The following is a 24257-nucleotide window of genomic DNA, read 5'->3' on the forward strand; positions in this document are numbered from 1 at the left end:
AGGTCAGCCTATCTGTCCCGATCGCTGGCTCGGCAGCTGGCCCTTCTCGATGCGCCGGCGCATGTCGCCACGCAGATGCAGCAGGTACGCCCACACGCCGCCGAAGAGCACGCCGACGAAGCCGATCGACAGGTCGACGAAGAACCCGAGCAGCAGCACGACCTGGATCGCGAGGTTGTAGGTCATCGCCCACGAGCGTCCCTGCAGTCCTGCGCCGAGGAACATCGCGAGCGCGCTGCCGAGGACGAGACCGCCCGACAACCACGTGATGCCACCGCCCAGCTGCGCGAGGATCGGCAGCGTCAGCAGGACGACGATCATCTCGAGAACGAGCGTCCCCGCGCAGACACCACGAAAGCCCTTCCAAGGGTCGGAAGCCGGGGCCGGCGGCGGGCCGGCGGCCGATCCCGGCGGACCGGGCTCGGGGGTGGGGTCGGGGGTCTCGCTCACGCGGGGTCCTTTCCGAAGAGGGTGCGGGCGGCACCCGCGGTCACGACCGATCCCGTCACCACGACACCCGCGCCGGAGACGGTCTCCCCCGGATCGCTCACGTCCTCGGCGATGCCGATCGCGGTCTCGATGGCGTCGGGCAGGGTGGGGGCGACCACGACGCGTTCGTCGCCGAAACGCTGAGAGGCACGGGCTTCGAGCTCGTCGACGCTCATCGCGCGCGGCGAGCCGTTGCTCGTCACGACGATCTCGTCGAGGACGGGCTCGAGGGCTTCGAGGATGCCGTCGGCGTCCTTGTCTCCCATGACCGACACGACGCCGACCAGCCTGCGGAAGTCGAACTCGTCGGACAGTGCCGTCGCGAGTGCGCGCGCGCCGTGCGGGTTGTGCGCGGCGTCGAGGAAGACGGTCGGCGCGGCGCGCACCCGTTCGAGCCGTCCCGGATTCTCGACCGTCGCGAAGCCTTCGCGGATCGCGTCCTGATCGAGCTGGCGGTCGGGCCCGGCACCGAAGAACGCCTCCACCGCGGCGAGCGCGAGCGAGGCGTTGCGCGCCTGGTGTTCGCCGTGCAGCGGCAGGAAGACGTCGGTGTAGACGCCGCCGAGCCCCTGCAGTTCGAGCTGCTGACCACCGATGGCGACGGCACGCGCGAGCACCGAGAACTCGGAACCCTCGCGCGCGATCGCGGCGTCGACCTCGACGGCGCGACGCAGCAGCACGTCCATGACCTCGGGTTCCTGCTGCGCGAGGATCGCGACCGAGTCACGCGGGACCAGACCGTCCTGCGGCGACGGCTTGATGATCCCCGCCTTCTCCCCGGCGATCGTCGCGAGATCGGTGCCGAGGTACTCCGCGTGATCGAGCCCGATCGGCGTGATGACCTCGACCTGCGACGCCACGACGTTCGTCGCATCCCACCGGCCGCCGAGGCCCACCTCGACGACGGCGACGTCCACGGGCGTTTCGGCGAAGGCGGCGAACGCCATCGCGGTGAGCACCTCGAACTTGCTCATCGCCGGTCCCCCGGCGGCGCGCGACTGCTCGTCGATCATGAGCACGTACGGCTCGATCTCGCGATAGGTGTCGACGTAGCGTCGCGGCGAGATCGGTGCACCGTCGATGCCGATCCGCTCCGTCGCGAGCTGCAGATGCGGGCTCGTCGTCCGGCCGGTGCGGCGATGCAGCGCGCGCAGCAGCGAGTCGATCATCCGAGTCACCGACGTCTTGCCGTTGGTGCCCGCCACGTGGACGGTCGGATACGCCAACTGCGGCGAGCCGAGCAGATCCATGAGCGCAGCGATGCGGGTCAGCGACGGCTCGATCTTCGTCTCGGGCCAGCGGGTGTCGAGCTCGGCCTCGACCAGCGCCAGTTCGGCGAGGTCGACGGGGCTCGGCTCGCCCGGGGCGGCGTCGGAACTCACGCGTGCCCCAGCTCCGCGAGCCGCGCGCCGATCCGCTCGATCTCCTCGGTCGCGACCTGCTGCCGCGCCCGGATCTTGTCGACGACCTTCTCGGGCGCCTTGCCGAGGAACTCGGCGTTGCCGAGCTTCGCCGTCGTTCCCGCCAGTTCCTTCTCGGCGGTCGCGAGATCCTTCTTCAGGCGGGCGATCTCGGCGCCGACGTCCACCGTGCCGGAGGTGTCGAGTTCGACGCCGACGGTCGCTCCGGTGAGCCGGACCTCGATCGAGGCCGACGGCGCGAAGCCCTCCTCCGGGTCGGTGAGCCGCGCGAGCGAGGCGACGACGGGCGCGAGCGCGGCGAGATCGGCGGCGTCGACACCGACGAGTCGCGCGGGAACCTTCTGCGACGGCTTGAGGCCCTGATCGCTGCGGAACCGGCGGATCTCGGTCACGAGCCGCTCGAGATCGGCGATCCGGCGCGCGGAGTCCGCATCGGCCGGGACGCCCGAGGGCTGCGGCCACGACGCGACGACGAGCGACTCGCCGCCCGTGAGGACCTTCCACAACGTCTCCGTGACGAAGGGGACGAAGGGATGCAGCAGCCGCAGCAGATCGTCGAGGACGACGCCGAGCACCGTACGGGTCCGCGCCGCCGACTCCTCCTCCGCGAACTGGACTTTCGCGATCTCGAGGTACCAGTCGCAGACCTCGTCCCACGCGAAGTGGTACAGCGCCTCGCATGCCTTGCTGAACTCGTAGCGCTCGAACGCGCCGTCGACCTCCGCGCGGACCTGCTCGAGCCGATCGAGAATCCAGCGATCGGCGTCCGTGAGCAGCGCGCGATCGGCGAGCTCGCCCGGGGCTGCACCGTTCATGAGCGCGAACTTGGTCGCGTTGAAAATCTTGTTGGCGAAGTTGCGCGAGCTCTGCGCGTGGTCCTCGCCGACCGACAGATCCGACCCCGGATTCGCGCCGCGCGCGAGGGTGAATCGCAGTGCGTCGGCACCGAATCGGTCGACCCAGTCGAGTGGATCGATTCCGTTTCCGCGCGACTTCGACATCTTCTTGCCGTGCTGGTCGCGCACGAGGCCGTGGAGGAAGACGTCGCGGAACGGCACCTGCGCGCCCGAATCCTGCTGTGCGCCTTCGGTGATCGCGGCATCCTGCGAGACGTACGTGCCGAACATCATCATGCGCGCGACCCAGAAGAACAGGATGTCGTAGCCCGTGACGAGCACGCTCGTCGGATAGAACTTCGCGAGATCCTCGGTCCGCTCGGGCCAGCCCATCGTCGAGAACGGCCACAGGCCCGACGAGAACCACGTGTCGAGGACGTCCGGATCCTGCTCCCAGCCGGCCGGCGGAGTGTCGTCGGGTCCGAAGCACTCGACCTCGCCGTCGGGGCCGTACCAGATGGGAATCCGGTGACCCCACCACAACTGGCGCGAGATGGTCCAGTCGTGCATGTCGTCGACCCACGCGAACCAGCGCGGCTCCTGGCTCTTCGGATGGATCACGGTGTCGCCGCCGCGCACGGCGTCACCGGCGGCCTTCGCGAGCCGGTCGACGGCGACGAACCACTGCAACGACAGCCGCGGCTCGATCGCCTCACCGCTGCGCTCGGAGTGTCCGACGCTGTGCAGGTAGGGCCGCTTCTCGGCGACGATCCGGCCCTCCCGGGCGAGCTCTTCCCGCACCTTCACACGCGCCTCGAAGCGGTCCATTCCGTCGAAGTGCGTTCCTGTGTCGGCGATCCGGCCCGCCTTGTCCATGATGGTCGGCATCGGCAGGCCGTGCCGACGGCCCAGCTCGAAGTCGTTGGGGTCGTGCGCCGGAGTGATCTTCACGGCGCCCGTACCGAACTCGGGATCGACGTAGTCGTCGGCGACGATCGGGATGCGCCGACCCGTGATGGGGTGCTCGAGCGTCGTCCCGATCAGATCGCGGTAGCGCTCGTCGTCGGGGTGCACCGCCACGGCGGTGTCGCCGAGCATCGTCTCGACTCGCGTCGTCGCCACGATCACGTGCGGCTCGGCGTCGTCGAGCGACCCGTAGCGCAGCGACACGAGCTCGCCCTCGACCTCCTCGAATTTCACCTCGATGTCCGAGATCGCCGTCTGCAGCACGGGCGACCAGTTGACGAGCCGCTCGGCGCGGTAGATCAGGCCGTCGTCGTAGAGCCGCTTGAAGATCGTCTGCACGGCACGCGAGAGGCCCTCGTCCATCGTGAACCGGTCACGGCTCCAGTCGACGCCGTCACCGATCCGGCGCATCTGCCCCTGGATCGTGCCGCCCGACTCGCGCTTCCATTCCCACACCTTCTCGACGAACGCCTCGCGGCCGAGCTCCTCCTTCGTGAGCCCCTGCTCCGCGAGCCGCTTCTCGACGAGGGTCTGCGTCGCGATGCCCGCGTGGTCCATGCCCGGCAGCCACAGCACCTCGAAGCCCTGCATCCGCTTGCGGCGTGTGAGGGCGTCCATGAGCGTGTGGTCGAGCGCGTGGCCCATGTGCAGGCTGCCGGTGACGTTCGGCGGCGGCAGCACGATCGAGTAGCCGGGACGATCGCTCGTCGCGTCGGCGGTGAAGTACCCGGCCGCCACCCAGCCCTCGTAGAGATCTGCCTCGACCGAGCTGGGATCCCAGCTCTTGGGCAGGTCGGCGACGCTGTGCGGGTTCTCGGCGGGTGTGCTGCTCACCCCACCGAGTCTAGAGAACCGCGGTGCGGAGAAACGCGCACACCCTCGCACCCCGCGCCGTACACCTTCAGCCGAGGACGTCGGGTATCGCCGCCGATTCGCCCAGCACGTGCTCGGACAGGAACGCGGCCACGACCTCGTACCAGAGTTTCGTGTGCTGCGGGGCGAGCACCCAGTGGTTCTCGGTCGGGAAGTACAGGAACCGGTGCGCCGTGACGCCGGCGTCGTCCGCGGGCAGCCCGGACTCCGACAGCAGCTCGTACCAGAGCCGCAGCCCCTCCCCGATCGGCACGCGATAGTCCTTGTCGCCGTGGATCACGAGCATCGGCGTCGAGATGTCCGCGACGAACAGGTGGGGCGAGTTCTCGACGGCCATCTCGGGCGTCATCTCGCGTGCCCAGTACCACGCGGCGTCCGTCGTCGGCCCGAACTGATCGAGCGCCCACAGGCTCGCGTGGGTGACGATGGCCGAGAACCGGTTCGTGTGGCCGGCGACCCAGTTCGCCATGTAGCCGCCGAACGAACCACCCATCGCACCGATACGGGCACCGTCGATCTCGGCCCGCTCCGTCGCGGCATCGGTGAGCGCCATGAGATCCGTGAACGGCTCCTTGCCCCACCGGCCCCAGCCGCGACGCACGAAATCCTGCCCGTAGCCCGTCGACAGCGCCGGGTCCGGCAGCAGCACGGCGTACCCCTGCGCGACGAGCAGCCACGGATTCCAGCGCCACGACCACGTGTTCCACGACGACAACGGGCCACCGTGGATCCACAGCAGCATCGGGACGGGAGCGTGCGGTTGCGCGCCCGTCGGCAACGCGAGCCACGCGCGCAGCGGGTGACCGTCGGGCGCGAGCGTCTCGACCTCGACGAGGGTGCCGGGCAGTTCGGGACGCTCGTCGGGTGCGCGCAGCACCGCGACCGAGCCGGTGCCGAGGTCGATGCGCACCGGGTGCGGCGGCGCGAGATAGGACGCTCGCAACGCGAACAGCGTCGAACCGTCCGGTGCGACCCGGACGTCGGAGTACGTGTGGTCGTCGTGCGTGACGGCGCGCGGTTCGCCCTGCCGCGGCACCACGAAGACCGGTCCCCTGCCGCGTTCGTCCGCCGTCACGACGAGATCCGCGCCGTCGGCGGTCCACGCGACCGACGTGGGCCACCGATCCCAGCCCACCGCGAGTTGCTCGGTCGTCCCGGACTCGAGATCGAGCCGGTGCAGCGTCACGTGCGGTGGTTCGTCGGGCGTGGACCACGACTCGCGCAGGTACGCGACGGATCCACCGTCGGGCGCGACGGCAGGTGAACCCAGATCGGCGACCGGGTCGTCGGCGAGCACGGTGCGCGCGCCGGACGCGACGTCGATGCGGCACAGCACCGTGCGGCGCGCCGCGCCCGGGGCACCGACCGTCCAGGTGCACACGACGAACGTGCCGTCCGGGGACAGCGCGACGTCCGCCTCGCGCAGCGCGTCACCGGGCGCGGGCGAGAGATCCCGCGCGGTGCACGTCTCGGTGCCGGGATCGCTCTCGCCGGTGAGCAGATGCGGGACGTCGGCGCCGAGATCGGCATCCCAGTGCCGCACCGGGTATCCGGTGTGCAGGACCGCCGACACCGAACCCTCCCGGCGTGCGGCGCGGATCCGCTCGTCGTCGGGTAGCGACGTCCCGAAGACCTTCGACGTGAACACGAACGCCGGTGCGCTGCGGGCCGTCACGACGCTCGTGACTCCCCCGCCCACCCGCACGAGCGGGATCGCCTCACCGGACCCGGCGGGAAGCCGCCACAGTGCGGACACGTCGTCGGACGCGGCGCCTCGCGTCGCCGTGCGCTTCGCTGTGAACAGCAGGTCGCCGTCCGACGTGAACGATGCGCCGGACTCGCCGCTCGAGCCCCACGTGAGGCGCCTGGCCGGACTCGCGCCGGTGACGTCGATCTCCCACAACGCGCTCGTGTACTCGGTGCGATCGTCACCGAGGGCCGCGCGCCCGACGACGAGCCTGCGCCCGTCCGGCGACAGCGCGAGCCCGGACAGTCTCGGCAACGCGATGTAGTCGTCCGTCGAGTCGAACGGCGTGCCTTCGTGCATCCCTGGAATCGCGGTCACCCCGCTGTCGTATCACGCGGTCGGCGCATCGTGCGCGCGCCACGGCGAGAAGGCGCATCGCCTCGTGTCCGCGGACTCGTCCGGCTCGGACGCCGTGACGGCGGACAAGCACTGCGACTCCTCGCCGGTCGGCCCCGCGCGCGCCTAGTATCGACTTCACGTGAGCGACACCGGCGATCGGGAGGCCCCGTGCGAGCGAGACGACCCAGTACGGCACGAGAGCGAGGGGAGTCGCCGTGGGCCGCGTGACGGCGCGCCGCCCGATCGTGCGGATCCGCGGCGACGTCGTGTCACGCCGGCCCGACTCGCTCGCGGTCGAGGAACCGCTCGAGATCCGGGTCGGCGGCGAGTCGCTCACCGTCACGATGCGCACACCTGGGCACGATTTCGATCTCGTCCACGGGTTCCTGCTGGGTGAGGCAGTCGTCGGCGCACGCGAGGACATCGCGACGCTGCGCTACTGCGACGGCGTCGACGAGGACGGCCGGAACACCTTCAACGTCGTGGACGTGACGCTCCGAGTCCCCGTTCCCGTGACGTCCGGGCGCAACTTCCCGACCACGTCCGCGTGCGGAGTGTGCGGGAAGGCCTCGCTCGATCAGGTCAGGATGCACGACCGCTTCGCGCCCGGCGCCGACCCCGTCTCCGTCACGGCGGCGGCACTCGCCGGGATGCCCGACACCCTGCGCGCGGCCCAGCGCGTCTTCGACGCGACGGGCGGCCTGCACGCCGCCGGACTGTTCACCCCGGACGGCGAACTCCTCGCGCTGCGCGAGGACGTCGGCCGGCACAACGCCGTCGACAAGGTGCTCGGCTGGGCGCTCGCCGAAGGGCTCGTGCCGTTGCGCGGCACCGTGCTCATGGTGTCCGGACGGGCGTCGTTCGAGCTCGTGCAGAAGTCCGTCGCGGCGGGCGTACCCGTGCTCGGCGCGGTCTCGGCGCCGTCGTCGCTCGCGGTCGACGTCGCCGAGACGGCAGGAACGACGCTCGTCGGGTTTCTGCGTGGCGACACGATGAACGTCTACACCGGGAGCGGCCGCATCGACACGTGAGCGGACCCGCGCGACGTCACGACGTGCGGGTCACCACCACGTGCCGAGAGTCCCGCTCGTGATCGCGTTCACGACGTACAGCACGACGACCAACGGATACAGCATCCTCGTCACCTCCCGGTAGAGTCCCGACGATTCATGCCTACTCCCCGGACGTCACGCGCGCACACTCGGGGTGGTCTCGGTTCGGCCAATCACGCCGCGCAGCACGTCCGGACGCGCTCGATCAGCGCGGATCGCGCCACATCGCGTAGGCCACGACGGCCTCGGCGTCCCCACGCGCGGGCACGAGTTCGATCTCGTCGTACGCCTCGAATCCGAAGCGCTCGTAGTACGAGATGTTCGCGACGTTGCTCGATTCGAGGTACGCGGGCATCGCGTCGCGGTCGACGACCTCGAGCCGCGACCGCAGGAGCGCCGAACCGAACCCACCGCCCCGCGCCGACCGCCCGGTGCCGATGGCCGAGAGGAACCAGTGCGGTGTCGTCGGATGCGCGCGCTCGAACGCCTGCGACATCCGCGCGCCCGCGAGCGCCCGCGGCCCGAGTGCTCTGACGAGCCCGGGAAGCATCCGCAGCTGGGTACCGATGCCCTGATGCCATCGCCCCGGCGGATCCCAGACGGCCGCGCCACCCATCACGCCGTCCTCCCCCACCGCGACGTCGACAGCCCCGCCGGGGAGATGATGGACGCCGATCTCGGTCGCGAACAGGCGCGTGAGGCGGCGGTCCCGCGTGCCGGAATCCGGCAGCATCGCCGCCATCACGGGATCCGACTCGAACGCCTCGGCCAGCAGCCCGGCCACGGCCGGGACCTCGTCGGCGCGGGCGGATCTGATCAGTGGCGGCATGACCGCGACACTAACAACGCGTCACGACTCCGTGCGGCAGATGTAGTCGACCGCGAGCCCGTACCCGGCGACACCCAGGCCCGCGATCACGCCGGTCGCGACCGGCGAGATGTACGAGTGGTGACGAAACTCCTCGCGCGCGTGGACGTTGCTGATGTGCACCTCGACGACCGGAACCGACAGCGTGACCAGCGCGTCGCGCAACGCGACCGAGGTGTGTGTGTAGCCACCGGGATTGACGACGACGCCCGACGACGCCGTCCTCGCCTCGTGGACCAGATCGATGAGGACGCCCTCGTGATTCGACTGCTGGGCCACGATCGAACGCCCGTACCGTTCGGCGGTCTCGCGGCAGAGATGCTCGACGTCGCCGAGCGTCTCGCTGCCGTACACCTCGGGCTGGCGCTGCCCCAGCAGGTTCAGATTGGGTCCGTTGAGGACGTAGATCGGTCGCGTCACCTCGAGCCTTCCTGTCCGCGGACCGGGCATCCGGTCCGGTGGCAGGATAGCGGCCCGCTCACGCGGTCACGCCGACTTGTCGCGGCGCTCCCGCTCCGGTTCGCGCGGAACGATCGTGGGCAGCACGTTGTCGTTCACGGTCTCCGCCGTCACGACGACCTTCTCGACGTCGTCGCGACTCGGGATGTCGTACATGACCGGAAGCAGGACTTCCTCCATGATCGCGCGCAGACCGCGAGCACCGGTGCCGCGGTGGATCGCCTGATCGGCGATCGCCTCGAGCGCGTCCTGCGAGAACTCGAGCTCGACGCCGTCCATGTCGAACAGCCGCGTGTACTGCTTCACGAGGGCGTTCTTCGGCTCGGACAGAATCTCGACGAGCGATTCCTTGTCGAGGTTCGTCACCGACGCGATCATCGGCAGCCGGCCGATGAACTCGGGGATCAGGCCGAACTTGATGAGGTCCTCCGGCATGACCTCGGCGAAGTGGTCCTGGGTGTCGATCTCGGCCTTCGAACGGACCTCGGCACCGAAGCCGAGACCACGCTTGCCGATGCGATCGGACACGATCTTCTCGAGCCCGGCGAACGCACCCGCGACGATGAACAGGACGTTCGTCGTGTCGATCTGGATGAACTCCTGGTGCGGGTGCTTGCGGCCGCCCTGCGGCGGGACGCTCGCCTGCGTGCCTTCGAGGATCTTCAGCAGCGCCTGCTGCACGCCCTCGCCCGACACGTCACGCGTGATCGACGGGTTCTCGCTCTTGCGCGCGATCTTGTCGACCTCGTCGATGTAGATGATGCCCGTCTCTGCACGCTTGACGTCGTAGTCGGCGGCCTGGATGAGCTTGAGCAGAATGTTCTCGACGTCCTCGCCCACGTAGCCGGCCTCGGTCAGCGCCGTGGCATCCGCGATCGCGAACGGAACGTTGAGCATCTTCGCGAGAGTCTGCGCGAGGTACGTCTTGCCGCAGCCCGTCGGGCCGAGCATGAGGATGTTGGACTTCGCGAGCTCGACGGATTCGGCGCGCGGGTCGCGATTCTTGTCGCCCGCCTGAATCCGCTTGTAGTGGTTGTAGACGGCCACCGCGAGCGTCCTCTTCGCGGAATCCTGGCCGATGACGTAGTTCTCCAGGAAGTCCCGGATCTCCTTGGGCTTGGGGAGCTCGTCGAGCTTGACGTCGCTCGTCTCGGCGAGTTCTTCCTCGATGATCTCGTTGCACAGGTCGATGCACTCGTCGCAGATGTACACGCCCGGGCCTGCGATGAGCTTCTTGACCTGCTTCTGGCTCTTGCCGCAGAAAGAGCACTTCAGCAGGTCCCCGCCGTCTCCGATGCGTGCCATCTCGTGAGGTCCCTACTTCCCGTGTGTCCGTGCTGTCGCCGTGACCGGAACCGCCGGTACGAGCGTCTTCAGTGCCGGTACGAGCGTCTTCAGTGCTGTACGAACGCCTTCAGTGACCGTACCCGCGATCGCCGGAAGAGGTCGGCCGCTTCGCCGCGATCGCCGCTTCGGCGTGTCCCACACCGTGCTGTATCCACCGTAGAGCAGCGGACGCCGCCGCGTGGGCGAGCGTTCCGGCCCGGTTCGTCGAACCGGGGCCGGAACGAGCCTCACTTCTGTGCGCTGAGCTTGCGGTACTCGAGAACGTCGTCGATGATCCCGTACTCCTTGGCCTCTTCGGCCGTGAGGATCTTGTCGCGGTCGGTGTCGGTGCGGATCGTGTCCGGATCCTTGCCCGTGTGCCGTGCGAGGGTCGTCTCCATGAGGCGACGCATCCGCTCGATCTCGGCGGCCTGGATCTCGAGATCCGAGACCTGGCCCTGCACACCGCCGGTCGCGGGCTGATGGATCAGCACACGCGCGTTGGGCAGCGCGAGACGCTTGCCGGGCGTGCCGGCCGCGAGGAGGACGGCCGCGGCGGACGCCGCCTGGCCGAGACACACCGTCGCGATGTCGGCGCGGACGTACTGCATCGTGTCGTAGATCGCCATCAGCGACGTGAACGAGCCACCCGGCGAGTTGATGTACATCGTGATGTCGCGATCGGGATCGAGCGACTCGAGCACGAGCAGCTGCGCCATGATGTCGTTCGCCGAGGCGTCGTCGACCTGCACGCCGAGGAAGATGATGCGCTCCTCGAACAGCTTGTTGTACGGGTTCGACTCCTTGACGCCATAGCTCGAGTGCTCGATGAACGACGGCAGGATGTAGCGAGACTGCGGCGCCGCGGGAGCGTGGCCACCGCCGAGATTGCGCGGATCGAACGTGTTCGTCATCAGTTCTCCAATGAGTGGAAGTCGGCTTGGGCTGCGCGGCGGCGACTCCGGTCCGGATGCCGGCGGCTCGACGCTGCGCGCCGGTGACCGGACGACGGCCGGAGGTCGCGGGTCAGAGGTTGCTGCCGCCGGCGTCGCGAGCGCGCGACACCACGTGATCGACGAAGCCGTACTCGAGGGCTTCCTGCGCCCTGAACCAGCGGTCGCGATCCGAGTCGAGCGTGACCTGCTCGACGGTCTGGCCGGTGTGGAACGCGATCAGTTCCGCCATCTCGCGCTTGGTCTGCGCGAGCTGATCGGCGAGGATCGCGATGTCGGCCGCCGAGCCACCGATGCCACCCGAGGGCTGGTGCATCATGATCCGTGCGTGCGGCAGCGCGTAGCGCTTGCCCTTCTCCCCTGCACACAGCAGGAACTGCCCCATCGAGGCCGCCATGCCCATCGCGAACGTCGCGACGTCGCATTCCGCGAACTGCATCGTGTCGTAGATCGCCATGCCCGCCGTGACGGAGCCACCGGGCGAGTTGATGTACAGCGAGATGTCGCGCGTCGGATCCTCTGCCGAGAGCAGCAGGATCTGGGCACACAGCTTGTTGGCGATGTCGTCGTCCACCTGGGTGCCGAGGAAGATGATCCGTTCGCGCAGCAGGCGTTCGTAGACCGAGTCGGAGAGGTTCAGGCCCGCGGTCGCCGACGTCATCCGCGCCGGGTCCACGGTGGCGAGTGCGGGGGCGATGGCGGGACTGCTGGTGGTCTCCAGGTGGGAAGTCACGGTACCTGCCTTCTGTGTGCTCTTCGGACTGTGCTCTTCGGGAGAGCCTCTCGGGGTTCGCCGGTCGCCCGGCGGACGAAAGCTCGCGTTCGATCATCGCGATCGCTTCTGTCATCGACCCTAACGAAGTGGGGCGACACCGCAGTCCCGGTGCCGCCCCACTTCGCTCACAGCGGACAACGCTCGTGCCGGCCGGCGCCGCGAAAGCGCGCCCGACCAGCACCTGCGTCGATCACTCCTTGGATTCGCCCTCAGCGGAATCGGCCGCCGCACCCTCGACGTCGTCCGAATCCTGCTCGCCCGCAGTACCGAACATCTCGGCGGTGTCGATCGTGTTGCCCTCCGAGTCGGTGACGGTGGCGGCCTCGACGACCTCGGCCAGCGCCTTGCCGCGACGCACGTCGGCGAAGATCGCGGGCAGCTGGTTCGCCTGCTGGATCTGCTGGATGAACTGGTCGGGCGACATGCCGTACTGCTGCGCCTGGAACAGGATGCGCTCGGTGAGCTCCTCCTGGCCGACCGAGACCGACTTCTCCTCCGCGATCGCGTCCAGCAGGAGCTGGGTCTTCACCGAACGTTCGGCGTTCGCGCGCGCCTCGGCGTCGAACTCCTCACGGCTCGAGCCCTGCTCCTCGAGGACCTTGGCGAGCGCTTCCTCGCTGTGGTCGAGCCCGTGGATCGCGTCGTGCAGCGCCGCGTCGACCTCGGCCTTGACGGCGCCCTCGGGAGCCGGGACCTCCGTCTGCTCGAGCAGCGCTTCGAGCACCTTGTCGCGGATCGCGCCGGCCTGCTCGACCTTCTTGACGTTGGCGACCCGCTCACGCAGATCGGTCTTCAACTCGTCGAGCGTGTCGAACTGGCTCGCGAGCTGCGCGAACTCGTCGTCCTCGGCGGGAAGCTCGCGCTCCTTGACCGACTGCACCGTGACGGTGACGAGGGCTTCCTTGCCCGCGTGCTCACCGGCGACGAGCGTCGTCGTGAACTGCTTGTCCTCGCCCTCGGAGACGCCGACGATCGCCTCGTCGAGACCCTCGACGAGCGTTCCCGAACCGACCTCGTGCGACAGGCCCTCGGTCGTCGCGTCCGGCACCGGCTCGCCGTCGACGGTCGCCGCGAGGTCGATCGAGACGAAGTCGCCGTTCCGGACGGGACGATCGACGCCGGTCAGCGTGCCGAAACGCTGACGCAGCGACAGCATCTGCTCCTCGACGTCGTCGTCCGAGATCTCGATCGGATCGACCGAGACGGCGATCGACGAGAAGTCGTGCAGCTCGATCTTCGGACGAACGTCGACCTCGGCCGCGAACTCGAGGACGTCGCCGTCCTCGATCTTGGTGATCTCCACCTCGGGCTGACCGATCGGGGCGACGTCGTTCGCGCCGACGGCCTCGCTGTAGCGGGCCGGGATCGCGTCGTTGACGACCTGCTCGAGCACCGCGCCGCGGCCGACCCGCGCCTCGAGGAGCTTCGCGGGAGCCTTGCCGGGACGGAAGCCGGGCAGGCGGATCTGCTGAGCGAGGGCCTTGTAGGCCTTGTCGAAGTCGGGCTTGAGCTCCTCGAAGGGCACCTCGACATTGATACGGACTCGCGTCGGGCTCAACTGCTCGACGGTGCTCTTCACGGATGACTCCTTCTCGTGGACTCTCTCGGGCCGGGCGTTGCCCGGCGCGCCTTGCGGACGCCGGCACGCAGGGACGATCCCGGCCGACGACCCGTCGTTCTCATTGTGCTCCGGACCCATTGTGCTGCGGGGCCGGACCTGCGCTGGTCGGGATGACAGGATTCGAACCTGCGACCCTCCGCTCCCAAAGCGGATGCGCTACCAAGCTGCGCCACATCCCGTCGCCGGCCGACGCTCGCCGCTGCGGCGGGCGCAGGCGACCCGACCGCGAATCCTACGGCCCCCCGATTATGAATTCCAAAGCCGGGTCGGCTACAGTCTGTGACGCACACGGCGAGATGGCGATCCCACCCGCGCCGTATGCACGGGGATGTAGCTCAATGGTAGAGCCTCAGTCTTCCAAACTGATTACGCGGGTTCGATTCCCGTCATCCCCTCCACGCCTCCCGCGCAGCTGCGCACCATCTCGACAGTCGCCTCCCGAGCCCGTCACCCTCACGGTGGCGGGCTTCGTCGTGCCGCCTCCACCCGTCGGACGAGGGCCGCGCTCGACTGTCCGGTATCGAGCACTCCGGTATTGTGGGCGTTGCCCGAATTGCCGTGCTCGACGGCGCGCATCGCTGCGCTCTCGGCACCTTTTCTCCCCCGCCGAACCGGAGGCCCCCCACTCATGGAACTGCTGCTGATCGTCGCCATCATCGCGGTGGTCGCCGTCCTCGTGAAGCGCAACCGATCGATCGGTGCCGGCAATCAGGCGCGTGCGCTCGAGGACGCGAAGGCCGACGCCCGCCAGGCGATCGAACGTCTCGGTGGCCAGGTGTTCAACCTGGTCGGGTCCGACACCGCGTCCAAGCAGGCCCTCGCCGACGCCTCGGAGCGCTACACGGCCGCAGGCTCGCAGATCGAGCAGGCGAACTCCCCCACGCAGGCACGGCTCGCGAAGCAGACCGCGCTCGAGGGCCTCTACTACATCCGCGCGGCGCGCGTCGCGATGGGCATCGACCCCGGCCCCGAGGTCCCGACGCTCGACGGCCAGCAGGCCGCGGGACGCGTGACCGAGGACCGGAAGATCGACTTCGAGGGACGGCAGATCGAGGCGTCGCCGAGCCCGTCGCAGCAGACCCCGAACTACTACCCCGGCGGCCGGGTCGCGGGTCGTCCCGTTCCCGCCGGCTGGTACTCCGAGCCGTGGTGGAAGCCCGCGCTCGTCGCAGGCGCGTGGGGCCTGGGCTCGATGTTCCTCTTCTCCGCGATGTTCTCCGGGATGGCCGGCGTTCCCTACGACGCCGAGGCGTTCGAGAGCGGAGCGGGCGACGGCTCCGACGCCGGTGACATGGGCGGCGGCGACGACTTCGGTGGTGGCGACGACATGGGTGGTGGCGACGACATGGGCGGCGACTTCGGTGGCGGCGACATGGGCGGCGACATGGATTTCGGCGGATTCGACTTCTGACCCCCGCGGGCACCCGCACACGAATCCCGCCGAGTCCTTCGGGAACCGGCGGGATTCGTCGTATCGGGACCGAGTCCGCGCAGCTACCGCTGGCACTCCGGGCACCAGAAGAGGTTGCGCCCCTTCATGTCCGAGCGCAGCACGCGCGTACCGCACACGCGGCACGGGTCACCGACGCGCCGGTAGACGTAGGTCCTCGGCCGGTTCTCCGCGTACGACGGCGCGCCCGTGTCGTGTTCGGGCCGCACGACGTGCATCACGCCGTGCTCGACTCCGACCGCCATGAGTGCGACGAGGTCGTTCCACATCGCGTCCCACTGTTCACGGGAGATGCGGCGGCCCGGTGTGTGCGGATCGATGCCGTGCCGGAACAGCACCTCGGCGCGGTAGACGTTGCCGATACCCGCGACGACGGCCTGATCGAGCAGCAGCGCGCCGATCGGCATCGCCGACCGTGAGATCCGCGCCCACGCGCGCTCGGGGTCCGCATCGGCGCGGAGCGGGTCCGGCCCGAGCCGCGCCTCGATCGCGTCGACCTCGGGCGGCGTGAGCACCTCGCACGCCGTCGGGCCCCGGAGATCGGTCCCGGTGTGCGCCCCGATCAGGCGCATCCGCACCTGCCCCACCGGCTCCGGCGCCGGCAGCGCGAACTCGGTGAACGCGCCGTACAGCCCGAGATGGACGTGCACCGCGAGGTCGCCCTCGTAGCGGTGCAGCAGATGCTTCCCCCACGCCTCGGCACCGAGGAACACCCGCCCGTCGACGGCCGCGGCACCGTCGGCGAAGCGGCCCTGCGGGCTCGACACGCGAACCGGCTCGCCCGCGAAGCTGCTCTGGTGCAGGCGGGCGAGCCGGTGAAGGGTGTGACCCTCGGGCACCTCAGGAAGCGGGGAGTTCCGGCGCGACGCCGGTTTCCTCGTAGGCCGAGAGGATGTCGATACGACGCTGGTGACGCGGAGCCTCGGACCACTGCGCGGTGAGGAAGGCGTCGACGATCGCGAGCGCCTCCTCCGTCGTGTGCATCCGGCCGCCGATGCCGATCAGCTGGGCGTTGTTGTGCTCACGGGCGAGCTGCGCGGTCTCGACGCTCCACGCGAGCGCACACCGCGCGCCCTTCACCTTGTTCGCGGCGATCTGCTCGCCGTTGCCGCTGCCGCCGAGCACGATGCCGAGGCTGCCCTCGTCCGCGACGACGCGCCGCGCCGCCTCGATGCAGAAGGCGGGGTAGTCGTCGTCGGCATCGTAGTCGAGGGCGCCGACGTCGATCGGCTCGTGCCCGGTGTCGGTGAGATGGGTGACGATGGCGGCCTTGAGTTCGAATCCGGCGTGGTCGCCGCCGAGGTATACGCGCATGTCGTCGATTGTGGCAGGCGGGACGTCGAGCGGGAAGCGAGGGTGCTCGGGGCGCTCCGACCACCACCGCTTCTAGGCTGGACGGCATGCATCCGCCGCGTCCGTTCCGAGACGGCCCCGACGACGTACCCCGACCTCCCACCGCGCCCTACACGGCGTCGCACACCACGTGGCAGTACCGGCCCGCGCTTCCCGGCCTGTCGTCCGGAGGGCGGCCGGTGCGTCATCCGTGGGAGATTCCGCTGCTCGTCGTCGCGGTGCTCGTCATGGCGATCGCCTACACGACCGCGATCGGGATGATCGCGGCCGGGGAGCTGTCGACGTGGGTCGTCGTCCTGCTCGGTGCGCCGATCGCGATCGCGATCGTCCGCGGTCAGACCTACGGCTCCCAGCAGGTCAACGGGATCCGGATGTCGCCGACGCAGTTCCCCGAAGGCCACGCGCTCGTCCGCGAGGCCGCGCAGCGGCTGGGGATGCGCTACGTCCCCGACGCGTACGTCGTGCTGGGCAACGGCCAGATCAACGCGTTCGCGTCGGGGCACGGGTTCCGGCGCTTCGTCGTGGTCACGAGCGACCTCTTCGAGGTGGGCGGACAGGCGCGGGAGCCGGACGCACTCGCCTTCGTGATCGGGCACGAGGTGGGCCACATCGCGGCGGGGCACGCGTCGTACTGGCGTCAGGTCGGCCAGTTCGCGGCGCAGTACGTCCCGATCCTCGGCGCGGCACTGTCGCGGTCGATGGAGTACACCGCCGACAACCACGGCTACTGCGTCCGCAGTACGGGCGCGCGCAGCACGATGGGCGTCCTCGGCGCCGGAAAGTACCTCGTCGGGACGGTCGGCTTCGACGAACTCGCCGACCGCGCGGCCTTCGAGCGCGGGTTCTTCCCGTGGCTCGTCAATCTCCTGTCGAGCCACCCCGTCCTCACGTGGCGTGCGTCCGCCCTGCGCGACCGGTCGCGTCACGGCCGGTTGTTCCGCAAGCCGTCGACGACGGTCGCCGATCCCGTCGTGTGGCGTTCCGGCGCCGAGATCGCCTGACCGTCAGCCGAACTCGGGGTCCTCGGTGCGGGTGCGCTTGAGCTCGAAGAAGTGCGGGTAGCTCGCGAGCGCGACGGTCCCGTCCCACACCCGGCCGGCGTCCTCCCCGCGGGGAATGCGCGAGAGGACGGGCCCGAAGAACGCGACACCGTTGACGTGGATGGTGGGGGTGCCGACGTCGTCGCCCACCTTGTCCATCCCTTCGTGATGGCTGCGACGCAGCTCGGCGTCGTACTCGCCCGACTGCGCCGCCTCGGCGAGCTCCAGCGGCAGCCCGACCTCACCGAGCGCCCGCACGGCGACGTCGGCGAAGTCCTTGTTCCCCCGATCGTGGATCTCGGTGCCCATCGCGGTGTAGAGCGGCGACAGGATCTCGTCGCCGCGTTCGCGGGCCGCCGCGATCGCGACCCGGACAGGTCCCCACGCGTTGTCCATCAGCGCGCGGTACTCGTCGGGCAGATCGCGTCCCTCGTTGAGCACGGCGAGACTCATGACGTGGAAGGCGACGTCGATGTCGCGGACCTTCTCGGCCTCGAGGATCCAGCGGGAGGTGATCCAGCACCACGGGCACAGCGGATCGAACCAGAAATCCACGCGGTCACGCCCGTTCTCGGTCACGATGGCACTCCTTGCAGTCGATTCGCGGCGATGTGCCGCCTCGTCCGAACCTAGTTCGCGCGGCTCTCGCGCGCCCGTCCGGCCGCGGTGGCGAGTGTGCTCGTGACGGACGGGCCCGGCGTGATGGGATGGTGAGCACCGAGCAGTCCGCCGACACTAGGAGAATCCGTGGCCCCGCCCAATCTCACGCGTGATCAGGCAGCCGAGCGCGCCGCGCTGCTGTCGAACCTCGAGTACGCGATCGAGCTCGACCTCACCGACGGCGCGGGTGCACCCGGCGAGACGACGTTCCGCTCGCGCACCGTCGTCCGGTTCGACGGCGTCGCGGGGGCCACCACGTACGTCGACATCATGGCCGGCCGCATCCGGTCGGCGACCCTCAACGGCGAGCCGCTCGACACCGGCGGGTACGACGAGCAGACCGGCATCACGCTGCCGTCCCTCGCCGAGCACAACGAACTCGAGATCGACGCGGACTGCGTGTACTCGCACACGGGTGAGGGCCTCCACCGCTTCGTCGATCCCGCGGACGACGCCGTCTACCTCTACACGCAGTTCGAGACGGCCGACGCGAAGCGGATGTTCGCGTGCTTCGACCAGCCCGACCTCAAGGCGACCTACACACTCACCGTGACGGCCCCCGAGGACTGGACGGTCGTGTCCAATTCGGCTGTCGTGAACACGGTCGCCGCCGAACCTGGCGTGCACCGCTTCCGCACGACGCCCCTGATGAGCACCTATCTCGTCGCGCTCGTCGCCGGCCCGTACGCGGAGTGGACGGACGCCTACACCGACGAGCACGGGGCGATTCCGCTGGGCCTGTACTGCCGGCGCTCGCTCGCCGAGTACATGGACGCCGAGCGGTTGTTCACCGAGACCAAGCAGGGCTTCGGCTTCTATCACCGCAACTTCGGCGTGCCGTACGCCTTCGGCAAGTACGACCAGCTGTTCGTACCCGAGTTCAACGCGGGCGCGATGGAGAACGCGGGTGCGGTGACCTTCCTCGAGGACTACGTCTTCCGGTCCAAGGTGACGCGGTACTCCTACGAGCGGCGTGCCGAGACCGTGCTGCACGAGATGGCGCACATGTGGTTCGGCGATCTCGTCACGATGCGCTGGTGGGACGACCTGTGGCTCAACGAGTCGTTCGCGACGTTCGCGTCGGTGCTGTGCCAGGCCGAGGCGACGGAGTACACCAACGCGTGGACGACCTTCGCGAACGTCGAGAAGTCGTGGGCGTACCGGCAGGATCAGCTGCCGTCGACGCACCCCGTCGCCGCGGACATCCCCGATCTCGCCGCCGTCGAGGTGAACTTCGACGGCATCACGTACGCGAAGGGCGCGAGCGTCCTCAAGCAGCTCGTGGCGTACGTCGGACTCGACGCCTTCCTCGCCGGGCTGCGCGCCTACTTCGCGGAGCACGCCTTCGGCAACGCGACGTTCGACGACCTGCTGTCGGCGCTCGAGGAGTCCTCGGGTCGTGACCTCTCGCAGTGGGGTGCGCAGTGGCTCAAGACGACCGGCCTCAACACGCTGCGGCCCGATTTCGACGTCGACGACCAGGGTGCGTTCACGCGGTTCGCGGTCGAGCAGAGCGGTGCCGAGCCCGGCGCCGGCGAGCATCGGGTGCACCGGTTGGCGATCGGCGTGTACGACGACGACGGCTCGGGTTCGCTGGTCCGCACGCATCGGGTCGAGGTCGATCTCGAGGCCGCCGAACGCACCGAGATCCCCGAGCTCGTGGGAGTCCCGCGCGGGCTGCTCGTCCTCGTCAACGACGACGATCTGACGTACTGCTCGGTGCGGCTCGACCCGCTTTCACAGGAGACGGCCATCGAGCGGGTCGGCGACATCGCCGACCCGCTCCCCCGCACACTCGTGTGGTCGGCGGCATGGGAGATGACGCGGCAGGCGGAGTTCCGCGCCCGCGACTTCGTCGCCCTCGTCGAGCGCGGCATCGCCGCGGAGACCGAAGTCGGTGTGGTGCAGCGCATTCTGCTGCAGGCACAGACGGCACTGAGCAGCTACGCCGATCCCGACTGGGCCGAGACGACAGGCGCGCCCGGCTTCGCCGACAGGCTCCTCGAACTCGCGCGCGACGCCGCGCCGGGCTCGGATCACCAGCTCGCGTTCGTCAACTCGCTCGCGGCCTCGCAGCTCGCGGAGCGCCACACCGACGTCCTCGCCTCGCTCCTCGACGGCGATCCCGCCGACGCGGGGCTTCCGGGCCTCGCGGTCGACGCGGATCTGCGGTGGCGGATCGTGGTCGCGCTCGCGGGCGCCGGGGTGATCGACGCCGACGGCACGGAGTCGCCGCGTATCGACGCCGAGGAGCAGCGGGACCGCACGGCCGCGGGCGCCCGGCACGCCGCCGCGGCGCGGGCGGCGCGTCCGCAGGCGGACGTCAAGGAGAGCACATGGCAGCGGGTCGTCCACGACGACAGCGTTCCCAACATCACCGCGAGGTCGATCATCGGCGGATTCGTCGGTCGCGGCCAGGACGAGTTGCTCTCGCCGTACGTCGACCGCTACTTCGCCGACATCTCCGGGGTCTGGGAACGGCGGTCGAGCGAGGTCGCACAGACCGTGGTGATCGGGCTGTACCCGTCGTGGGCGATCGATCACGAGGCCGTCGCCGCGGCCGATCGGTTCCTGGACGGCGACGTACCGCCCGCGCTGCGCCGCCTCGTCGTGGAAGGCCGCGCCGGTGTCGTGCGCTCCCTCGCCGCACGGGAGTTCGACGCACGCTGACGGTGGCGTGAACGCGCCCGGCCGAGGTGCCGCTGCGACCGCTCAGTCGGGCAGCAGCGGCACCTCGACCCCGCCGCGGCGGCCGAGCAGCGCCCCGCGCGTGACGGCTGCCCTGCCGAACCTCGCCCGGAGTTCGTCGAGCGTGCCGTCGAGCTGCTCCCGTGTCCGCGCTTGCTGTTCGCCGTCGAAGAGAGGGAGTTCGAGCTGTTCGGGACGCAGCTCGAGCCCGGTGAGCGAGACGCCGATCAGCGTGAGCCCGCGCACCGACACCAGCCCGCTCGCCTCCGTGAGCAGGGCGCGCGCCGTCGCGAGGATCAGTTCGGTGTCGGTGGTCGAGTGCGGCAGGGTCCGCGAGCGCGTCGCTCGGGTGTAGTCGCCGAAGCGCAATCGCAGTACGACGGTGCGGCAGCGGCGATCGGCGCGCCGCAGGCGTGCCGCCGTGCGCTCGACGAGGCCGGCGAGGTGGGCGTCGACCTCGTCGTGGTCGAGCGGACGCCTGCCCAGCGCATGCTGTGCACCGATCGACCGACGGCGGCGTCCCGTCTCGACGCGCCTCGGGTCGCGAGCCCACGCGAGCGCGTTCAGGTGGCGTGCCGCACCGCGCCCGAGCGTGAAGGCGAGCCGGTCCTCGTCGATCGCCGCGAGCTCCCCGACCGTGTGCACACCCAGCCCGTGGAGTTTCGCCGACGTCACAGCGCCGACACCCCACAACCGTTCGACGGGCAGCGGATGCAGGAAGGCGAGCTCGCCGCCCGCCGGCACCGACAGCAGCCCGTCGGGCTTCGCGACGGCACTCGCGACCTTGGCGAGGAACTTCGTCTCCGCGATCCCGACCGTGATGGGCAGCCCCACTTCGCGAGCGACCCGGCGTCGCAACGCGTGGGCGATGTGCTCGGGCGTACCCGCCGACCTCGCGAGCCCGCCGACGTCGAGGAACGCCTCGTCGATCGAGATTCCCTCGACCACGGGCGTGGTGTCGCGGAAGATCGCGAACACCGCGGCGCTCGCCTCGGAGTAGGCGGCCATCCGCGGCGGAACCACGATCGCGCCCGGGCATCGCCGCCTCGCCTCGGCGGCGCTCGACGCCGTCCTGACCCCGCGGGCCTTCGCCTCGTAACTCGCGGCGAGGACCACTCCGCCCCCGACGACGACCGGACGGCCCCGCAGCCGGGGGTCGTCGCGTTGTTCGACCGAGGCGTAGAACGCGTCGAGGTCGGCGTGGAGAATCGACACGAACACATGTTCGCATTCGCCACCGACAGGATCAGGGAGCCGGTTCGGGCTCCGGCGCAGGATCGGACCTCGGCTCGGGGTCACGCGACTCGGCCACCGGCTGCCGGGCATCGCTCGGCACGGCTGTGGCCGATGCCACGCGAGCCCGGCGTCGTTCGCGCACGAGCCGGCCCGCCACCGCGGCGACGACGGCGATGTACAGCCAGAGATAGACGTTGACGTGCAGCCACGCCGTGGGCCAGCTCGGCGGATAGAGGAACAGCCCGACGACGATCGGGCCGTCACCCCAGTGGAACGGCCAGGCTCCCGCCACGGCGAACACCCCGAGCACGCCCCACCACCACCGTCCCCGGACGAGCGCGCGCTCGACGAGGACGACCGTCAGCGGAACGAGCCACACCCAGTGGTGACTCCACGAGAACGGCGACACGACGGCGGCGGTGAGCCCGGCGAGCGTCACGCCGAGGAGGCGTTCACCGCGCCGCTCCAGCGCGAAGACGAGCGCCATGCTCCCGGCGACGACGACGGCCGAACCGAGCAGCCACACCCAGATCGGGCCGGGCCCGCCCGTCAGGTGCGCGATCATGCCGCGCAGCGACTGGTTCGACGGGTGCTCGTCGTCCGCGATCCGGTTGGAATCGAAGAAGGTGCGCGTCCAGTACCGGTGCGACTCGCCGGGCAGGACTGCCCACGCGAGGGCGATGGTCGCGGCGAAGGTCCCCGTCGCGACCGCCGCGGCGCGCCACCGTCGCAGCACGAGGTAGTACGCGACGAAGTAGAGCGGCGTGAGCTTGACGGCGGCGGCGAGCCCGATCCCGATTCCCGCGAGCCGGCTGTTCCGGCCGCGCGAGACGTCCCACAGCACGGCGAGCATGAGCCACAGGTTGATCTGGCCGTAGAACAAGGTGGTGCGGACCGGTTCGAGGAACGTGCAGCCGAGGCCCATCGCGAACGACACGGCGAGCAGCCGCGGCGAGAGCCGGTATCCCGCGAGCCGCCACGCGAGCGCGATGCACGCGACGAGAACCAGGACGTTGACGCCCATCCAGAGTTCGGTGACGACGCCGCCGGGAATCGCCTGGAGGGGAACGAAGACGAGCGTCGAGAACGGGGTGTAGGTGTACAGCAGGCCGAGCACGACGGGGACTCCGTAGATCGGCATCCCGTGGAGGGCGCGCCAACCGCCGTCCCGGTAGACCCACAGATCGGCGCCGCCCGCGAGGATCCCGATCTCGTGGTAGTGGACGGGAACGAGCGCCACGACGAGGACGATCGCGGCGACCGCCCATGCTGCGAACAGCACGATGCGGAGCCTGCCGAGTCTCGGCAGGCTCCGCATCGGCCGGGCCGTGTCCCCGCGCCTCGCTGTATCCCCCACGGACGGAGTTGCCCTAGTTCTGGGTGATCGCCGCCGTCATGACGCGCAGTGCGCTCACGAGGCCGTCGATCAGATCACCTTCACGGAAGGAGGAGAGAGCTGCCGTGACACCGAGCTGCGTGATCCGCTCAGTGACGCGACCGGCGACGGCACGCCCGGTGCGGATCTCGATCGAGCGCTGATTGGGCAGCACCGCGATGAGCACGGAGTGCGCAGCGTCCGGGGTCGTCCCGAACAGGGCGTCCGCACCTGCTGCGGGATCGACACCGAAGTCGCCGATGTAGATGTTGTAGCGGACGAGCGACTTGCGCGTCGCGTCCGTGAGCGCCTCGTCGAGCCGGACGAGCTGATCGGTCGTGAACGGCAGATCGTCGAGGTAGGGCTCGCCGATCCGGTGCACACCGGACACGCGTCCGCTCGAGGTCACCACGAACCCGGTCGGGAGATCACGGTCCCGGACCGCGGGATCACCACTTACCACTGCTGGACCCTCCGATCAGTTCGGCGCCGGACTCCACGGCGTGATGTCCGCCGTGGTGACGCGTGACGGTCTCGTCCACCGCCGACCACAGCACCGGACCGTGGGTCCAGGGCGTGTCGAGCCGATACGGCTTCGGGACGGCACCGACCGTCTTCTTTCCCAGCGACATCGACAGCACCGCGATCACGAGCGTGATCAGCAGCGGGATGCCGACGAAAATCAGCACTGTCTCGAGAATGCTCACGCGGCAAACCTATCCCAGCACCT

General features: G+C 69.7%; 21 protein-coding genes and 2 tRNA genes. 5 read left to right on the top strand and 18 right to left on the bottom strand.

Annotation, left to right across the window (positions count from 1 at the left end):
• Positions 1 to 3: 3 nt before the first annotated feature.
• From RR1_RS09210 to RR1_RS09225, 4 genes are all read right to left on the bottom strand, one after another.
• The gene (locus tag RR1_RS09210) at positions 4 to 450 is read right to left on the bottom strand and encodes a DUF4233 domain-containing protein (RefSeq protein ID WP_040773244.1); all 447 of its coding nucleotides are present in this window, start codon (positions 448 to 450) and stop codon (positions 4 to 6) included.
• Positions 447 to 1871: a bifunctional tetrahydrofolate synthase/dihydrofolate synthase gene (folC, locus tag RR1_RS09215; protein ID WP_010838294.1), complete on the bottom strand. Its 1425-nt coding sequence runs from the start codon at positions 1869 to 1871 to the stop codon at positions 447 to 449. Before folC ends, RR1_RS09210 begins: the two co-directional genes overlap by 4 nt.
• Entirely contained in the window at positions 1868 to 4546 is a 2679-nt protein-coding gene (locus RR1_RS09220; protein ID WP_010838295.1) for a valine--tRNA ligase, read from the bottom strand. The genes folC and RR1_RS09220 overlap by 4 nt, the downstream gene beginning before the upstream one ends.
• Before the next feature lie 67 nt (positions 4547 to 4613).
• Complete coding sequence (locus tag RR1_RS09225; protein ID WP_010838296.1) at positions 4614 to 6632, bottom strand: S9 family peptidase; 2019 nt, start codon at positions 6630 to 6632, stop codon at positions 4614 to 4616.
• A gap of 254 nt (positions 6633 to 6886) precedes the next feature.
• On the opposite strand from RR1_RS09225, the gene fdhD reads away from it, so the two are divergent.
• The gene (gene fdhD / locus RR1_RS09235; RefSeq protein WP_040773249.1) at positions 6887 to 7702 is read left to right on the top strand and encodes a formate dehydrogenase accessory sulfurtransferase FdhD; all 816 of its coding nucleotides are present in this window, start codon (positions 6887 to 6889) and stop codon (positions 7700 to 7702) included.
• A gap of 226 nt (positions 7703 to 7928) precedes the next feature.
• On the opposite strand, the gene RR1_RS09240 is transcribed toward fdhD, so the two are convergent.
• The 7 genes from RR1_RS09240 to RR1_RS09270 all read right to left on the bottom strand — a co-directional run bounded on the left by RR1_RS09240 (position 7929) and on the right by RR1_RS09270 (position 13904).
• Positions 7929 to 8552 (bottom strand): GNAT family N-acetyltransferase, encoded by a 624-nt coding sequence (locus RR1_RS09240; protein WP_010838298.1) that lies wholly within the window; start codon positions 8550 to 8552, stop codon positions 7929 to 7931.
• 21 nt (positions 8553 to 8573) lie between these two features.
• Entirely contained in the window at positions 8574 to 9041 is a 468-nt protein-coding gene (gene aroQ, locus RR1_RS09245) for a type II 3-dehydroquinate dehydratase (protein WP_051111160.1), read from the bottom strand.
• Positions 9042 to 9077: 36 nt separating this feature from the next.
• Positions 9078 to 10355 (bottom strand): ATP-dependent Clp protease ATP-binding subunit ClpX, encoded by a 1278-nt coding sequence (clpX, locus tag RR1_RS09250; protein WP_010838300.1) that lies wholly within the window; start codon positions 10353 to 10355, stop codon positions 9078 to 9080.
• A gap of 269 nt (positions 10356 to 10624) precedes the next feature.
• Positions 10625 to 11290 carry an ATP-dependent Clp protease proteolytic subunit gene (locus RR1_RS09255; protein ID WP_010838301.1) on the bottom strand — a complete coding sequence of 222 codons (666 nt, stop codon included), beginning with the start codon at positions 11288 to 11290 and terminating at the stop codon, positions 10625 to 10627.
• A 112-nt stretch (positions 11291 to 11402) separates the two neighbouring features.
• Entirely contained in the window at positions 11403 to 11990 is a 588-nt protein-coding gene (locus RR1_RS09260) for an ATP-dependent Clp protease proteolytic subunit (RefSeq protein WP_040773299.1), read from the bottom strand.
• A 304-nt stretch (positions 11991 to 12294) separates the two neighbouring features.
• The gene (gene tig, locus RR1_RS09265) at positions 12295 to 13683 is read right to left on the bottom strand and encodes a trigger factor (protein WP_010838303.1); all 1389 of its coding nucleotides are present in this window, start codon (positions 13681 to 13683) and stop codon (positions 12295 to 12297) included.
• Positions 13684 to 13827: 144 nt separating this feature from the next.
• Positions 13828 to 13904, bottom strand: a tRNA-Pro gene (locus RR1_RS09270).
• Positions 13905 to 14049: 145 nt separating this feature from the next.
• On the opposite strand from RR1_RS09270, the gene RR1_RS09275 reads away from it, so the two are divergent.
• Both RR1_RS09275 and RR1_RS09280 read left to right on the top strand, forming a co-directional pair.
• Positions 14050 to 14123: transfer RNA gene (locus tag RR1_RS09275), tRNA-Gly, on the top strand.
• Positions 14124 to 14353: 230 nt separating this feature from the next.
• Positions 14354 to 15136, top strand: a complete 783-nt coding sequence (locus RR1_RS09280) for a hypothetical protein (RefSeq protein ID WP_010838304.1) — start codon at positions 14354 to 14356, stop codon at positions 15134 to 15136.
• 83 nt (positions 15137 to 15219) lie between these two features.
• Here RR1_RS09280 and RR1_RS09285 read toward each other — a convergent pair whose 3' ends face one another.
• Positions 15220 to 16014 (bottom strand): Fpg/Nei family DNA glycosylase, encoded by a 795-nt coding sequence (locus tag RR1_RS09285; RefSeq protein ID WP_010838305.1) that lies wholly within the window; start codon positions 16012 to 16014, stop codon positions 15220 to 15222.
• A gap of 1 nt (position 16015) precedes the next feature.
• Complete coding sequence (locus RR1_RS09290) at positions 16016 to 16489, bottom strand: ribose-5-phosphate isomerase (RefSeq protein WP_010838306.1); 474 nt, start codon at positions 16487 to 16489, stop codon at positions 16016 to 16018.
• A gap of 86 nt (positions 16490 to 16575) precedes the next feature.
• Between RR1_RS09290 and RR1_RS09295 the strand changes: the two genes are divergently transcribed.
• Positions 16576 to 17529, top strand: a complete 954-nt coding sequence (locus RR1_RS09295) for a M48 family metallopeptidase (RefSeq protein WP_010838307.1) — start codon at positions 16576 to 16578, stop codon at positions 17527 to 17529.
• A 3-nt stretch (positions 17530 to 17532) separates the two neighbouring features.
• Here RR1_RS09295 and RR1_RS09300 read toward each other — a convergent pair whose 3' ends face one another.
• Positions 17533 to 18147, bottom strand: a complete 615-nt coding sequence (locus RR1_RS09300) for a DsbA family oxidoreductase (RefSeq protein ID WP_010838308.1) — start codon at positions 18145 to 18147, stop codon at positions 17533 to 17535.
• A gap of 168 nt (positions 18148 to 18315) precedes the next feature.
• Between RR1_RS09300 and pepN the strand changes: the two genes are divergently transcribed.
• Positions 18316 to 20898 (top strand): aminopeptidase N, encoded by a 2583-nt coding sequence (gene pepN, locus RR1_RS09305; protein WP_010838309.1) that lies wholly within the window; start codon positions 18316 to 18318, stop codon positions 20896 to 20898.
• Positions 20899 to 20940: 42 nt separating this feature from the next.
• On the opposite strand, the gene dinB is transcribed toward pepN, so the two are convergent.
• The 4 genes from dinB to ctaJ all read right to left on the bottom strand — a co-directional run bounded on the left by dinB (position 20941) and on the right by ctaJ (position 24234).
• Positions 20941 to 22137: a DNA polymerase IV gene (gene dinB / locus RR1_RS09310; RefSeq protein ID WP_010838310.1), complete on the bottom strand. Its 1197-nt coding sequence runs from the start codon at positions 22135 to 22137 to the stop codon at positions 20941 to 20943.
• Between the two features lie 25 nt (positions 22138 to 22162).
• The gene (locus RR1_RS09315; RefSeq protein WP_238558996.1) at positions 22163 to 23434 is read right to left on the bottom strand and encodes a glycosyltransferase 87 family protein; all 1272 of its coding nucleotides are present in this window, start codon (positions 23432 to 23434) and stop codon (positions 22163 to 22165) included.
• 88 nt (positions 23435 to 23522) lie between these two features.
• Positions 23523 to 23990, bottom strand: a complete 468-nt coding sequence (locus RR1_RS09320) for a DUF5130 domain-containing protein (protein ID WP_010838312.1) — start codon at positions 23988 to 23990, stop codon at positions 23523 to 23525.
• Complete coding sequence (ctaJ, locus tag RR1_RS09325) at positions 23977 to 24234, bottom strand: aa3-type cytochrome oxidase subunit CtaJ (RefSeq protein WP_010838313.1); 258 nt, start codon at positions 24232 to 24234, stop codon at positions 23977 to 23979. Before ctaJ ends, RR1_RS09320 begins: the two co-directional genes overlap by 14 nt.
• Positions 24235 to 24257 lie beyond the last annotated feature (23 nt).

Source organism: Rhodococcus rhodnii NBRC 100604 (assembly GCF_001894925.1).
Classification (GTDB): domain Bacteria; phylum Actinomycetota; class Actinomycetes; order Mycobacteriales; family Mycobacteriaceae; genus Rhodococcus_F; species Rhodococcus_F rhodnii.